Source organism: Acidobacteriota bacterium, from assembly GCA_035529075.1.
In the GTDB taxonomy this organism is placed as follows: Bacteria; Zixibacteria; MSB-5A5; order GN15; family FEB-12; genus DATKXK01.
On the sequence record DATKXK010000011.1, the window covers coordinates 112,130 to 125,874 of the forward strand.

The window sequence follows — 13,745 nt, forward strand, 5'->3', positions numbered from 1 at the left end:
TTTTGGCATCTTAGACACCGATATGCGTACAAAGGCCGCGGCAATATCTATGCGCTACAGCATGCTTCTGATTCTCGTCTCATGGGCGGTCGGCTGGCTTGTCGGCTGCAACGGTGAGGACATCGCGAAAAACAGCGAGCCCGGACTCGTGGACAGCGCCATTCGCCCGGATTCCGAGGTCGCCGGGGCACGGATACTGCTTTATGACCGGGGCCAAGTAACCAGTGAAATCCTCGCCGATAAAATCTACAAGTTCGAGGCCAGAGACTCCACGGTCGGCCACAAGCTCGATATCGTCTTCTACGACTCGCTGGGAGAAGTCAACTCCACGGTGGTGGGCGATTCGGGCATTATTCGCGAGACCCGGGGCCTGCTTGACATTTACGGAAACGTGGTCGTCGTTGATGAAAACGAGTCTCGCCTCGAGACCGACTACCTGTTCTGGAACCAGACCACGCGGAAGATGCGCACCGACGCCTTTGTCAGAATCACCTATACCGATGGCAGCGTTGTGACCGGCTGGGGGCTGGAGGCCGACCGGAACCTCAGCACCTACAAAATCCTCAACCAGGTTTCCGGCACGGTCAAGGATACGCGAAAAAAGCGCCCGTAACGGTCCCGGCGCGTGGCCGTCTTCCCGCGCAAAATAATTCTGCAATCTGCTGAATTTTCTCACCTTCAGTCGGTAAGCATTTCAGACGGAACATGGCGCCGGTCTGCCGGAATTCCTTGGATTATGGCGCGAGCATGCATATGTTTTGCCGTGGCCGGTTCGGGGCGAGCCGGAAACGCGCTTTTACGGAGGACACATGGAGCCACAGGTAAAATACAGAAACATGTGGGGGCAGGTCGGGCTGATGATAATCACGCTCGGCATTTACTCGATCTACTGGTTCTACCAGACCGCTGTTGAACTGAAGGGCCTGGCCAAGGCTCACAGCGCTGAACCGGCGCTCTGGACGATTCTGCTGTTCATCCCGTTTGCCAACCTTTACTCCTACTACAAGTACAGCGACCTGTACGAGTTTGTCAGTTCGGATCATTTCAACCGCTGGATAATGTGGCTGCTGTGGATTTGCTTCTCTCCGGCCGTCTGGCTGATTGTGCAGCTTGAGCTGAACCGCCGCGCCACCTACGACCGCCCGTAATAGCCCGCACGGCGGCCGACGTGCAATCAGGTTGCCCGGGCCGAGGTTTTTAGTTGCCCCGGTGCCCGCGCCGTCGTTACATATATCTCCGGTATCCGGATGACTATCCTTTGCCAACGGCACTGCCCATCGGTTACCACGCAGGAGAAATCGCAAACTGCACGAAGGATATCGGTATGACCAACAGATACGCGCAGATGAACTGCTATGTCCTGGCCGGCGGCAGGAGCAATATCAGGGACGATTTCAAGGTAGACGGCGAGTTGACGCGGCTTGAAAAAGGTTTCCGACGGTACGCCGCCGTCTTTGAAAAAGTGTGCCTCGTGCTCAAAAAGCAGCAGGCCCGCGAAGGGTATCTGAATTACCCTCACGTATGCGACAGCCACCCGGAACATGCGGCCGTGGCCGGGCTGGTGGCGGCGTTGCGCGACGCCGATTCGGAGGCCGTGTTCATCGGCTCGGCCGACATTGCCGACTTCCCCCTGGAGCTGGTTGTCCGCCTCATGAGGAGCTACCGGGGAGAACCGTTCCTGGGTTACCAGGACGCCCGGTCCTCCCAGGGCCGGTACCAGCCGTGGTTTGGCATCTATCGCCGGGAGTTTGCAGCCCGGCTCGAGGGTGTACTTGACGGCCGGGAACCGGATATAGCACATCTGCTGGCCCGGGAGGGCAGGTTTCTGCCGGTCCCGAATCATGCGGCCGCCGGCAGCCTCTGCATGAACTGACAGTGCTGTCAGCCCGGCGACCGGCCGTGTCGGAAGTCGCTCCGCTGGTGCCGGGCAGTTGATTTTTTCCCGCACCGCGCTATATTGATCGGTGTTGGGGAATCAGGCAGTGGATAGAATCGGTCAGCTTTTTGCGTTCTCACCCGGGCAGCTCAGGCTCCTGTCGCTTCTAAGTGTGACGGCCTTTCTTATGGGTACCTATCTCCTGGTGGAATCTTACGCCCGCCAGACTGATCGCGGTGCGCAGCTGCCGGTGTTCCTCGGCGAGAACGACCGTGTTTTCACCGGCCTGTTCCAACTCGATCCCAATACCGCCCCGGTTGACTCCCTGGAACTGCTGCCCGGCGTCGGTCGGGCCATCGCCGACCGCATCGTGGCCTATCGCCGACAGCATCGCTTTGAAAGGGAAATAGACGTCACCGACGTCAGGGGCATCGGGCCAAAAACGTTTGAACGATTGCGGCCCTATCTGAAGGTGCGGCGATGAACCGGACTTCGGTAGTCGGCATTGATTGTCGGGACGGTCGGCTGTATCTCGCCCGGGTGGTTCACGGGGGGGGCCGGCCCGAGGTCGACAGTCTGAGTACGCTCAGCCGCGACGAGATCTCTGAAGGCTGCATCCGTGATGGTGACCGGCTGATATTGTCGGTTCCCGACAACATGGTCCTTGTAAAGGCTCTGCATCTGGATCGCACCGATCCCGTTGCCCTTGATCGACGCGTGTATTTCGAGCTGGGCCGTTCCGTGCTCGAGCCGGAAACCGAGTTCCTTTTCGACGCCCTGATCCCCGAGGATCTTCCGCTTCAGCTGGGTCTCATTTATCGGCGTGAGCGGCTCAGGGATCTTCTGGCCGAGTGCGGATGCAGCGGGCAGGACAACGTGGGCTACCTGGTCCGGGCGGCCGCCCTGGGTCGGGGCTACCTGACCTTTTGCCGACCGGCCTCCGGGGAACTTGTCGCGCTGGTTGATATCGCGCCGTCGCTGGTCTCGATCTGCATTCTCTACCGTCGTCGCCTTGTCTGCCTGGCCCACCTGGCGGACAGTGCCGGCCGGCAGGCGACCGATGAAACGATCAACAAGCTGGCCATCGAGTGCAGGACCATCGTCAACTTCAAACTTGCCGCGTTGGCCGACGTCGGGATTACGCTGCCCCTGTCATCCGTCGTTCTCAGCGGGGCTGACGCAGGTGAACGCGTCCGGGACGTGTTCAGCCGCCGCTTCTCTGCGTGTGTGAGCGGGCCTGAAATCAACCGTGCTTTTTTCACCGAAAGCACGGCGGGCGCCGATGTTGACCCGGAACAGTACCTGGTTGCCCTTGGCCTGGCGGTCAATTAGCTTGCCAATACTGGCGCCGCGGCCTATGTTTGCCTACACGATGAAACCCGGAACATGTAGTCCGGGGTCCGTATGAATATGGTGCAGAAGAAAATACATCGAGCCGTGTATCCGGGCACGTTTGATCCCGTGACCAACGGGCACGTTTCCCTGGTCGAACGGGCCAGCCAGTTGTTCGACGAACTTGTCGTGGCCGTGGCCAGAGACGGCGGCAAGAGTCCCCTGTTTGACTTTGAAGATCGCATCGGTTTCATGACGGCCGCCGTCGGCCGCCTGCGGATGGCTCAGTCGGTCAAGGTCATCGGCTTCGAAGGCCTCACCGCCGAACTGGTCAAGAAGTTGAAAGCGCAGGTGATCGTCAGGGGGCTGCGAGCTGTCTCCGACTTTGAGTACGAATTCCAGATGGCGCTCATGAACCGCAAGTTGGTTCGCGACGTGGAGACCGTATACCTGATGCCGTCCCTCTCATGGGTGTATCTCTCGTCGTCGATCGTCAAGGACGTGGCTCGGAACAGGGGGGACGTCTCGGGCCTGGTGCCGCCCGAGGTAAACGATGCCATCACCGCCAAGTTCCCCGGGCGCCCCTGAGTCCGTCGCGACCCGGCGCGGTGTGTTTAGGTTGGCTTGAGAACCTGCCGGGCATGATCGGCGGCGGGCCGTGGCTGACCGGTCTGGAAGGAACTCACGATGGACAACAACAAACGAAGCGAATCTGCAGACAACCAGGGACATCCCGAGGCGCAGCCGCCGCTGGCAGATATGATCAGGACCCGGCGGGAAAAGGCAAGAGAGCTCATCCGCAGGCACGCCGATCCCTATCCGTACCGTTACGACTGGAGCCACTACATACGGGACGTGCTCGGCGATTTCGACGCCCTGGCGGCCGGCGAGACCGCGGTGCGCATCACCGGGCGAATCATGCTCAAGCGGAAGATGGGCAAGGTCTTCTTTGCCGATCTGCGCGGCGCCAGTGAGCGCATCCAGGTGTACGTGCGAAAGGATGCCGTCGGCGACGAGGCGTTCGCCGTCTTTGACCTGCTCGATCTGGGTGATATTATCGGGTGCGAGGGCGTACCTTTCATCACCCGCACCGGCGAGCGCACTGTGCGGGTCACCAGTTTCGACGTGCTGACCAAGACGCTTCATCCCTTGCCCGACAAACACTCCGGCCTGTCCGACAAGGAAATGCGGTATCGCCGACGGTACGCTGACCTGATAGTCAACCCCGAGGTCCGTGAAACGTTTCTCATGCGTACGAAGATCATCCGGACGCTTCGCGATTTCCTGAACGAAAAGGGTTTCATGGAGGTTGAGACTCCCATCCTGCAACCCCTTTACGGTGGAGGCATGGCCAAGCCGTTTGAAACGTACCATGAGAAACTCAGCATGCCCATGTACCTGCGGGTCGCCGACGAGCTGTATCTCAAACGGCTGATTGTCGGGGGCTATGACAAAGTCTGGGAATTCTGCAAGGACTTCCGGAACGAAGGGCTTGACCGCGCGCACAATCCGGAATTCTCAATGATCGAACTGTACTGGGCCTATGCCGACTACCGCGATATGGCCGAGCTTTTCGAGGAACTGGTGCGCCACACCGTGTATGCCGTGCACGGGAAGTACAAATTACCCTACGGCGATCACGAGATAGATTATGAGCCGCCCTTCCGGTGGGTCACCATGATCGGCTCGATCAAGGACGTGACCGGCGTCGATTTCACGGATCTTGACCTGGAGCAGGCCAGGGCCGAAGCCGGGAAGCTCGGCGTGGACGACGGCGAGTTGACCAACCGAGGTAAGGTAATCGAAGCAGTATGGGAGGCTACGGTCGAGCCGACGTTGATTCAGCCGACCTTTATCGCCGACTTCCCCGTGGAGATATCGCCGCTGGCCAAGAAACATCGACGGGATAAACGCCTCACCGAGCGCTTTGAACTGTTCATCGCCGGCCAGGAAATCGGCAACGCCTTCAGCGAACTCAATGACCCCATGGACCAGTTGGTGCGGTTTCTGGACCAGGGCAAGGCGATCGAGGCCGGCGACGAGGAAGCACAGCCCCTGGACGACGACTTCATTACCGCCCTGGCTTACGGCATGCCGCCCACGGCCGGGCTCGGCTTCGGTATCGACCGGCTTGTAATGGTGCTGACCAACCAGCAGAACATTCGCGACGTTATTTTCTTTCCCCAGATGAAGGAAGTCGGCGAAGGCACCGTGCCGGTCTCTCAGATTCTCAGGCAGATCCTCGAAGATGAGGGCGGCGAGCCAGAGTAGAGGACGCGGCCCGGGGACCGACCGGTCTCAGGAGGAGTCGTGAGCGAAATCAGGAACCTGACCGAGGAGCACTTCAGCGAGTTTGTGCGTATCTCCACCGAGGCTTACCCGGGGACGCGGGTCTTTACGCCGGAAGGCCGCGAACGGGCCAAAGAGGTCCTCAAAAAGTGGTTAAAGGACACGCGCCGAACGCTGTACGGCGCTTTCCGCAACGACACCCTGGCGGGCGTGATCAGTCTGCATGACTTCATGATGAACGTTCGCGGTGCAAAGGTCCTTGCCGGCGGGGCTGGGTCCCTGGCCGTGGAATTGGCGCACAAGAAGCAGCACGTCGCCCGGGACCTCATGGAATTCTATCTCGATCACTATTACGAGATGGGCGCGCCGATGGCCGTCCTCTGGCCCTTCCGCCCTGACTTCTATCGCCGGATGGGTTTCGGTATCGGCGCCAAGATGCACCAGTACCGGTTCAAGCCGGAGAGCCTGCCCGTCGCGCAGCCGGGGGAACACGTCCGGTTTCTCAAGCCTGAGGATATCCCGGCGCTCAACGATTGTCACAGCCGTCTCTGCGAGCGGCGCACCGGCATGGTTGAGGAATCACAGATCGGCTGGGAAAACCAGTTCGAACTGCGCCCGAATCTCCGGTGTGTCTGCTACGAAGACGCCGGCAGGATTCAGGGATATCTTATTTACCGATTCCGATCCAATAACCCCGACAACTTCCTGGACAACGATATCATTGTTGACATCCTGCTGTACGAGTCCCGCCAGGTGCTGGCCGAATTGCTGACTTTCCTTCGAATCCAGGGTGACCAGGTGAACCGCGTCGTTCTCAGCACGCCCGATGACGACTTCTACGTGCTTCTGGAGGATCCCCGCAACGGCTCCGGCAACCTGTCCAGGCCAGTGTTCCATGAGTGCCACGTCTCCGGAGTCGGGATCATGTACCGCGTACTGAACGTCCGGAAAATGTTTGAGCTTCTCGCCGACCACGACTTCGGCGGTGTGTCGGTCAGCCTCAGGCTCAGCCTGACGGATATTTTCTTTCCCAGGAACGCCGGATCGCTTATACTGTGCGTAACGGAGGGCCGGCTGGCCGTCGCGGATTCCGGACCGTGCGAGGTCGATGTCGCCATGGATATCGCGGACTTCTCGTCCCTGTTCATGGGAGCGGTGGGCTTTCGGTCCCTGCTGACCTACGGCCTGGCCGAGATCTCTGATGCTGGCTATGCCGATACGGTCCATCGCCTGTTCGCAACCGAAGACAAACCGCTCTGTCTGGCTGACTTTTAGTGAAGGTACCGGATGATCACATTCAAGACGGCAATATCCCCTTGGGTCGAGCGCCAGGTGAACCGTTCGGGACATCCATCAGCGGTGGTGTCCCATATGGTACGCGGGGGACTGACGGGACGGTGGGCCGAATCGGCGATCCCGTTGTCACACTTCGGCTTGGATCCGGACACCCCCACGGCACACTTTTTGAAGGTAGCATGTGACGGAGTAGAAGCAGATTCGTCAGTGTTTCAAACAGCCCACTAACAAAGGAGCCTTAGTTATGCGAAGAGCATCAGTCCTGGTAACGGTTCTTGCTCTCCTGATCGCTTTCGGCGTGACCCCGGTTCAGGCCGGTGGCCCCAATGGAAACGGCCCGGGCGACGGCACCGGAGACGGCAACTTCTATAACTGGAACTACGGGTGGTACTACAACTGGTACTACTTCTGGCAGTCGTGCACCGGTTGCGACAATGCAGGAGGCGGTGAGCAGGCCAAGCCGTCCGATCCGCCAGTTCAGGGAGATGGAGACAACGGCAACAACCACGAGTACCAGTGGAAGTACAAATGGCAGTACAAGGTGGACAAGGAGGACTGCTGCACGGGCGGTGACCGCGATCAGACGCGCCTGAGAGACGGCAGCTGTCAGCCGTAACCCGGACTTTTCAGACGGTCCCGAGATCAAACGTACCCCGTGTGGAACCCGGCGGCGCCGGGTCACACGGGGCTTTTTTGTCCTGAATCTCACACCGAAAATGATTGCCCTGACCGCCGGCCCGGCTGTATAATTATTTGTCAAATAACTAATTAGCTCCTTTTGACGGCGGCACGGCGTGAGTTTTGAAAGCTACATTGCGCGGCGGTATTTTAGTTCCGGGAGATACTTTATATCCGTCTCGACCTGGATTACGATAGTCGGCGTGACCCTTGGGGTCGCCGTGGTGTGCTTTGTCATGTCCATGCACAACGGGTTTGAGGCGGAGATAAGGTCCCGTCTTCTCGGGACAACGTCACACATCTCGGTGTTCCCCCTCGGTGATCCGTACATTACGGACTACCGGCAAGTCGTTCGACAGTTGGAGACGGCCGACGGCGTACTGGCGGCCTCTCCCTTTATTTACTCCAAGGCGGCGATTCAATCGGCCTCGACCGGAGACGGCATTATTGTGCGGGGCATTGACCCGGACCTGGAGCGCCGTACGGCCAACATCGCCGACGATATCAAGCTCGGCACCTACACCTTCGAAGAGAAGGTCATCAACGGTGATACCCTGCCCGGGATCATACTCGGCCGGGGCCTGGCCGGCCGGCTGGGTGTCTTTATCGCCCAGCCCGTGGTGCTTTATTCCATGAGCGGCGAGGATCTGCAAAGGAACAGCCGCCCCCGTGTAAAGAAGTTTTACGTTTCCGCGCTCTTTGAAACCGGCATGTTCGAGTTTGACGGCCAGCAGGCATACATTTCACTGACCGACGCGCAGGAGCTGTTCCGCGTGGGTGATGCCGTGACTGCGGTTCACCTGAAGCTTACGGACATCTACCGGGCGAGCGAACTGGCCCCCGTCATCGATTCGTTGCTCGGGTTTCAATACGACATCGTGCCCTGGAACGTTCTGCATCAGAACCTCTTCTCCTGGATCGCCTTCGAAAAAAAGATTCTCTTTCTGGGGTTTATTTTGATTGTCATTGTCGCCGCCTTCTCAATTATCTCCACCCTGGTCATGCTGACCATGGAGAAGCGGGCGGAGATCGGAATACTCAAGACCCTGGGCACGACTCCCCGGTCGGTGCGGCGGATTTTCGTTTACAAGGGGCTTTTGATAGCCCTCCTGGGAATGCTGGGAGGCTGGGGCCTCGCCCTGCTGGCGGCCTACGTTCAGAACCGGTTCCGGCTTATCTCTCTGCCGGCGGACATTTACTTCATCAGCTACCTGCCGATCGAGACCCACCTGGTCGATTTCGTTCTGGCCGGGTTAGCCACGTTCCTTATCTGCTACCTGGCGGCTTTGTACCCCGCCGGTCAGGCGGCGCGGCTGTCGGTGATAGAGGTACTCAGGGAGTGAGTTTGTGAAACAGGCCGGTTTTGCTAAAACTTTGGGCAAATGTGGCGAAATTAGTAGTGTGGGTAGTAATATATGGGATATGCTCAGCGACTGAACATGGAACGTACTGACCCCATTCTGTCCGCCGAGGACATACACCGTGAGTTTAAAACCACCGATGGGATTCTCCCGGTGCTCAAGGGGATCACGCTGGAGGTGAAAAGGGGACAAATGGCCGTGGTGACCGGGGCCTCCGGGGTGGGGAAATCCACCCTCCTTCACATCCTCGGCGGCCTGGACCGGCCGACAGAGGGCTCGGTCCGAATCGGCAACGTCTCGTTTGGCGGGAAGTCCGAAGAGGTGCTGGCCAGATTCCGCAACGAAAACGTCGGTTTTGTGTTTCAGCACCACTATCTTCTGGAGGATTTCAGTGCCCTTGAGAACGTGATGATTCCCTTGCTTCTGGCCGGTTACGCGCGGTCCGAGGCCTGCCGCAGAGGGGAACAACTACTGCAAGACGTAGGTTTAATAGATAGAAAGTCGCATCGTCCGCGGGAGTTGTCGGGTGGTGAGCGACAGCGGGTAGCGGTAGCGCGTGCGCTGGCCAATGACCCCGAGATCGTTCTGGCTGATGAGCCCTCGGGAAACCTTGACAGTGCCACCGGCCGCGTTCTGCACGAGCTGCTGTGCCGACTCAACGTCGAGAAAGCGACGAGCCTTCTGATTGCCACCCACAACCGTGAACTGGCCGACATGTGCGAGCGGGAATTCAGGATGGTGGACGGGCGGCTGGCCGAGTGACGATGCGAGGGTAAGAGAAAAATGCTCTGTCAGGACTGCAAAAAACGAGAAGCGACGGTTCACCTGACGCAGATCGTGAACAACGAGAAACTGGCCCTGTCACTCTGCAAGGAGTGCGCGGCGGCTCGGGGTTTTCATTCGCCCCTGGACAACGTGCCGTTTCCCCTGGCGGAGATACTGTCCGGGCTGGCCAAGAACATCGCGCCCGCCCGCGCAGGAGAGACGGCCGAAGACCTCGTGTGCAAGTCGTGCGGCCTTTCGTTCGACGATTTCACGCGCCAGGGCCGGTTCGGCTGCGGCGAATGCTACGCCAGCTTCCGTCCCCGGCTTGAGTTTATCATGCGCAAGATTCACGGTGCCTCGCTTCATAGGGGAAGAAACCCCGAACAGGTTGCCTCGGCCGAAGAGGCGGCCCTGCCGATCAAGGAAGAGGAACGGCTCGAGACCGAACTGAGAAAGGCCATTGAGTCGGAAGAGTTCGAACGTGCCGCAGAGTTGCGTGACAAGTTGCAGGCGGTTCGTGACAGCATGGCGGCTGGCACCAAGTAGAGGGTAGAAAGTTGGGAACGATGTTTGAGGAAATGGCCAAATCACCGGCCGCCTGGCTCTCGGGCAGGGGGAACGAAGCCTTGGTCGTGCTCTCGACCAGGGTCCGTCTCGCCCGCAACGTGGCCGGTTGCAGGTTCCCCACCACCGCGGACAGCGAAACAAGGAAACGAGTGGTCGGCTACTTCGATTCTACGCTTGCCCGCTCCGAGTTGCTTTCCGGCTCGCAGACGTGCAACGCGAGCGACCTGGACGAACTCGACCGCGATTTCTTGGTGGAACGTCACCTGATCTCGCCGGTGTTTTTCGACGGCGACTCGTCCAAGGCCCTGCTGATCGGGGAGTCGGAGCGGTTGTCTATCATGGTAAACGAAGAGGATCACCTTCGAATCCAGGCTCTTTCGGCGGGCCTTGACCCGGAGGGCGCCTTCGACCTTGCCATCACGTACGAGTCGGAAATCGGCCGGTATATCGAGTTTGACTACGATCCGGATTTCGGTTTCCTCACGGCCTGCCCGACCAATGCCGGTACCGGTATGCGGGCCTCGGTGCTCATTCACCTTCCCGGCCTGGTTCTCACCCGGGAGATCGAGAAGGTGGTTTCGCGCATTACCCGAAGCGGCCTCATCGTGCGCGGCTTCTACGGCGAGGGCTCCGACGTGCTGGGCAACCTGTTCCAGGTTTCCAACCAGAACACGCTGGGCGTGACGGAGCAGGACATTATCGGCCTGATCTCGCGAATCACGCATGAGATTATCGAGGATGAGGCGATGGCGCGGCAGCGTCTCATTGACGAGGCCCAGGACATGATCGAAGATAAGATCTGGCGGGCCTACGGTATTCTCAAGCACGCGCGCGTGCTCACGTCCGACGAGGTTATGAACTTGCTCTCGGCGGTCAGGCTCGGCCATGCCATGAAGATCATTGATTTCCTTGATATCGCCCTGATTAACGAGATTCTGCTGGTGTCACAGCCGGCCCACCTTCAGAAGTATTACGGCCACGAGATGGATCACGGCAAACGCGATTTCGTCAGAGCGCAGATGGTGCGTGAAAAATTCCGGAACACGGAGCAATAGGCGCGTGTTTTGGTTCTTGCAGGAATTGTGCGTCGATATTATATTTTTACAGAGGGAAAAAGGTGATTTGAGATGAATGAGATGTTTACGGAGGCAGCTCGCAAAGCAATCGAATATGCCCGTGATGAGGCCTCGCGTCTGAGGCACGATTATATCGGGACGGAACATCTCCTGCTGGGGCTCATTCGACTCGGTGAGGGCCACGCGGTGGAGATCATCGCCAACCTCGGCCTGGACATCGAGGATCTCAAGGCGTCCATCGAGGAAGTGGTGCAACCCTCCGGCGGCACCATGACGATGGGTCAGCTCCCCCTGACCGCCCGGGCCAAGAAAACGCTCGAGGTCTCCGGGCAGGAGGCCCGCGCCCTGAAGTCCAAGGACATCGATACCGAGCACTTGTTGCTGGCCCTGCTCAAGGACGAGGAGGGGGTTGCCGCTCAGGTCCTTTCCACGTACGAGATCGACTACAAGGAAGCCTATGAAGAGCTGAAGAACATCCAGGGCGGCAAACCGTCAGCCTTCAAGAAAAAGCGCAAGAAGTCCAAGACACCGGCCCTGGATCACTTCGGGCGGGACCTTACGGAACTGGCGCGGCGCGGGAAACTTGATCCCATTATCGGTCGGGAGAACGAGATTGAACGCGTCTGCCAGGTGCTCTCGCGTCGCAAGAAGAACAACCCGGTGCTGATAGGTGAACCGGGCGTCGGCAAGACCGCCATCGCCGAGGGCCTGGCCCAGAAGATCGTCGAAGGAAACGTGCCGCAGACGCTGGAGAACAAGCGCGTAGTTACGCTTGACATGGCCTCGCTGGTGGCCGGGACCAAGTACCGCGGGCAGTTCGAGGAGCGGCTCAAGGCCGTCATGAACGAAATCATCAACGCCGACGACGTGATCATTTTCATTGATGAATTGCACACCATAGTCGGCGCCGGCGGTGCCGAGGGTTCGCTTGACGCCTCGAATATCTTCAAACCGTCGCTGTCCCGAGGGGAGTTGCGCTGCATCGGCGCTACCACCCTCAACGAGTACCGCAAGTATATCGAGAAGGACGGCGCCCTGGAACGGCGCTTCCAGACGGTGATGGTGGAGCCTCCCTCCGAGCAGGATACCATCAACATTCTCATGGGCCTGCGACCCAAGTACGAAGAGCATCACAAGCTGCACATATCGGATGAAGCGATCGAAACGTCGGTGCGACTTTCGAACCGGTACGTCTCCGGGAAATACCAGCCCGACAAGGCGATCGACCTGGTCGACGAAGCGGCCTCCCGGGCGCACCTGTCCACCTACACGCGCCCGGACGAGTTCGCCGAGATAGAGAGCCGGCTGACCGAGTTGCAGGGTCGGAAGGAGCAGGCGGTTAAGAACCAGGCCTTCGAAACGGCTGCCCAGTTGCGTGACGAAATCAAGGCGGAAAAGGAGAAGCTATCGGCGCTTCAGAAGGACTGGGAAGAGCAGCGGGAGAGGGACAAGGTCATCCTGACGGCCGATGACGTCGCCTGCGTTCTGGCGAAGATAACCGGTATTCCGCTGTTCCGGCTCGAGGAGAAGGAATCCCAGCGCCTGCTTCGCATGGAGGACGAGGTTCGCAAGATGATCGTGGGTCAGGATGAAGCCATCAGCCGGCTGGCCAAGGCTATACGTCGAGCCCGCGCCGGGCTTGGCGACCCGCGCCGACCCATCGGCACGTTCCTGTTTCTCGGCCCCACGGGCGTTGGCAAGACCGAGCTGGCGCGGACGCTCGCCACGTTCCTTTTTGACGACGTTGAGTCGCTCATTCGGATCGACATGTCCGAGTACATGGAGAAGTTCGCCGTTTCGCGTCTCATCGGCGCCCCGCCGGGCTACGTCGGGTACGAGGAGGGCGGCCAGTTGACTGAAAAAGTGCGCCGGAAACCGTACTCGGTGGTGCTTCTGGACGAGATCGAAAAGGCACATCCGGACGTGTACAATATTCTGTTGCAGCTGTTTGACGACGGGGCCCTGACGGACTCGTTCGGTCGCAGGGTCGATTTCAAGAATACGGTCGTGATTATGACCTCGAATATCGGCACCAAGCAGTTGCGCGACGGCAAGACGGTCGGCTTTGACGCCGATAAGGTCGACAGTTCGTTCGAAGGTATGAAGAAGAAGATCATGGACGAGGTGCGGAAGATCTTCAACCCGGAACTGCTCAACCGGATCGACGAGACGATCATTTTCAACCATCTGGACAGAGAGCATATCAAGCAGATTATCGCTATACTGGTTGTCGACATTGCCCGGCAACTGGCCGAAAAAGGGATCAGTTTCAGTCTCTCCGACGAGGCCAGGGATTTCCTGGCCGCAAAGGGGTACGATCCTTCGTACGGCGCCCGGCCGCTGAAACGGGCGGTGCGGCGGTACCTGGAGGACCCGCTGGCGGAGGAAATCCTTCGCGGTCAGTATGGCGGGGACTGCGACCTCGTCATCGGTGCGGCCGAGGACAAGCTGGTCTTCACCTTCAATACCTCTTCTCAAGAGAGGGAAAGAGTCGGCTGACCGGCC

At 59.1% G+C, this 13,745-nt stretch carries 14 protein-coding genes; all 14 read left to right on the forward strand.

The genetic code is table 11. The features are described 5' to 3' along the window. Positions 1 to 22 precede the first annotated feature (22 nt). The 14 genes from lptC to VMY05_06135 all read left to right on the forward strand — a co-directional run bounded on the left by lptC (position 23) and on the right by VMY05_06135 (position 13,739). Positions 23 to 613 carry an LPS export ABC transporter periplasmic protein LptC gene (lptC, locus tag VMY05_06070; GenBank protein HUV30632.1) on the forward strand — a complete coding sequence of 197 codons (591 nt, stop codon included), beginning with the start codon at positions 23 to 25 and terminating at the stop codon, positions 611 to 613. Positions 614 to 809: 196 nt separating this feature from the next. Beyond that, positions 810 to 1,148: a DUF4234 domain-containing protein gene (locus VMY05_06075; protein HUV30633.1), complete on the forward strand. Its 339-nt coding sequence runs from the start codon at positions 810 to 812 to the stop codon at positions 1,146 to 1,148. 176 nt (positions 1,149 to 1,324) lie between these two features. Further along, positions 1,325 to 1,873 (forward strand): NTP transferase domain-containing protein, encoded by a 549-nt coding sequence (locus VMY05_06080; protein HUV30634.1) that lies wholly within the window; start codon positions 1,325 to 1,327, stop codon positions 1,871 to 1,873. A gap of 109 nt (positions 1,874 to 1,982) precedes the next feature. Further along, a complete protein-coding gene (locus tag VMY05_06085) occupies positions 1,983 to 2,360 on the forward strand; it encodes a helix-hairpin-helix domain-containing protein (GenBank protein HUV30635.1) in 378 nt (125 codons plus the stop codon). Further along, positions 2,357 to 3,208 (forward strand): hypothetical protein, encoded by an 852-nt coding sequence (locus VMY05_06090; protein HUV30636.1) that lies wholly within the window; start codon positions 2,357 to 2,359, stop codon positions 3,206 to 3,208. The genes VMY05_06085 and VMY05_06090 overlap by 4 nt, the downstream gene beginning before the upstream one ends. 78 nt (positions 3,209 to 3,286) lie before the next feature. After that, the gene (coaD, locus tag VMY05_06095) at positions 3,287 to 3,796 is read left to right on the forward strand and encodes a pantetheine-phosphate adenylyltransferase (protein ID HUV30637.1); all 510 of its coding nucleotides are present in this window, start codon (positions 3,287 to 3,289) and stop codon (positions 3,794 to 3,796) included. A 99-nt stretch (positions 3,797 to 3,895) separates the two neighbouring features. Next, complete coding sequence (gene lysS / locus VMY05_06100) at positions 3,896 to 5,479, forward strand: lysine--tRNA ligase (protein HUV30638.1); 1,584 nt, start codon at positions 3,896 to 3,898, stop codon at positions 5,477 to 5,479. A 39-nt stretch (positions 5,480 to 5,518) separates the two neighbouring features. Beyond that, positions 5,519 to 6,772: a GNAT family N-acetyltransferase gene (locus tag VMY05_06105; GenBank protein HUV30639.1), complete on the forward strand. Its 1,254-nt coding sequence runs from the start codon at positions 5,519 to 5,521 to the stop codon at positions 6,770 to 6,772. Between the two features lie 265 nt (positions 6,773 to 7,037). Continuing rightward, on the forward strand, positions 7,038 to 7,409 hold the full coding sequence (locus VMY05_06110; protein HUV30640.1) for a hypothetical protein: 372 nt from the start codon (positions 7,038 to 7,040) through the stop codon (positions 7,407 to 7,409). A 178-nt stretch (positions 7,410 to 7,587) separates the two neighbouring features. Then, a complete protein-coding gene (locus VMY05_06115; protein ID HUV30641.1) occupies positions 7,588 to 8,814 on the forward strand; it encodes an FtsX-like permease family protein in 1,227 nt (408 codons plus the stop codon). Positions 8,815 to 8,886: 72 nt separating this feature from the next. Next, a complete protein-coding gene (locus tag VMY05_06120) occupies positions 8,887 to 9,594 on the forward strand; it encodes an ABC transporter ATP-binding protein (protein ID HUV30642.1) in 708 nt (235 codons plus the stop codon). A gap of 21 nt (positions 9,595 to 9,615) precedes the next feature. After that, positions 9,616 to 10,143 carry a UvrB/UvrC motif-containing protein gene (locus VMY05_06125; GenBank protein ID HUV30643.1) on the forward strand — a complete coding sequence of 176 codons (528 nt, stop codon included), beginning with the start codon at positions 9,616 to 9,618 and terminating at the stop codon, positions 10,141 to 10,143. 20 nt (positions 10,144 to 10,163) lie between these two features. Continuing rightward, positions 10,164 to 11,219 (forward strand): protein arginine kinase, encoded by a 1,056-nt coding sequence (locus VMY05_06130; protein HUV30644.1) that lies wholly within the window; start codon positions 10,164 to 10,166, stop codon positions 11,217 to 11,219. Between the two features lie 72 nt (positions 11,220 to 11,291). After that, positions 11,292 to 13,739 carry an ATP-dependent Clp protease ATP-binding subunit gene (locus tag VMY05_06135; GenBank protein ID HUV30645.1) on the forward strand — a complete coding sequence of 816 codons (2,448 nt, stop codon included), beginning with the start codon at positions 11,292 to 11,294 and terminating at the stop codon, positions 13,737 to 13,739. The last annotated feature ends 6 nt before the right edge of the window (positions 13,740 to 13,745 follow it).

Excerpts from the sequence above, each read along its gene's own strand:
- lptC (HUV30632.1), top strand. The coding sequence starts at position 23 with ATGCGTACAAAGGCCGCGGCAATATCTATGCGCTACAGCATGCTTCTG.
- VMY05_06075 (HUV30633.1), top strand. The coding sequence starts at position 810 with ATGGAGCCACAGGTAAAATACAGAAACATGTGGGGGCAGGTCGGGCTG.
- VMY05_06080 (HUV30634.1), top strand. The coding sequence starts at position 1,325 with ATGACCAACAGATACGCGCAGATGAACTGCTATGTCCTGGCCGGCGGC.
- VMY05_06090 (HUV30636.1), top strand. The coding sequence starts at position 2,357 with ATGAACCGGACTTCGGTAGTCGGCATTGATTGTCGGGACGGTCGGCTG.
- coaD (HUV30637.1), top strand. The coding sequence starts at position 3,287 with ATGGTGCAGAAGAAAATACATCGAGCCGTGTATCCGGGCACGTTTGAT.
- lysS (HUV30638.1), top strand. The coding sequence starts at position 3,896 with ATGGACAACAACAAACGAAGCGAATCTGCAGACAACCAGGGACATCCC.
- VMY05_06110 (HUV30640.1), top strand. The coding sequence starts at position 7,038 with ATGCGAAGAGCATCAGTCCTGGTAACGGTTCTTGCTCTCCTGATCGCT.
- VMY05_06120 (HUV30642.1), top strand. The coding sequence starts at position 8,887 with ATGGGATATGCTCAGCGACTGAACATGGAACGTACTGACCCCATTCTG.
- VMY05_06125 (HUV30643.1), top strand. The coding sequence starts at position 9,616 with ATGCTCTGTCAGGACTGCAAAAAACGAGAAGCGACGGTTCACCTGACG.
- VMY05_06130 (HUV30644.1), top strand. The coding sequence starts at position 10,164 with ATGTTTGAGGAAATGGCCAAATCACCGGCCGCCTGGCTCTCGGGCAGG.
- VMY05_06135 (HUV30645.1), top strand. The coding sequence starts at position 11,292 with ATGAATGAGATGTTTACGGAGGCAGCTCGCAAAGCAATCGAATATGCC.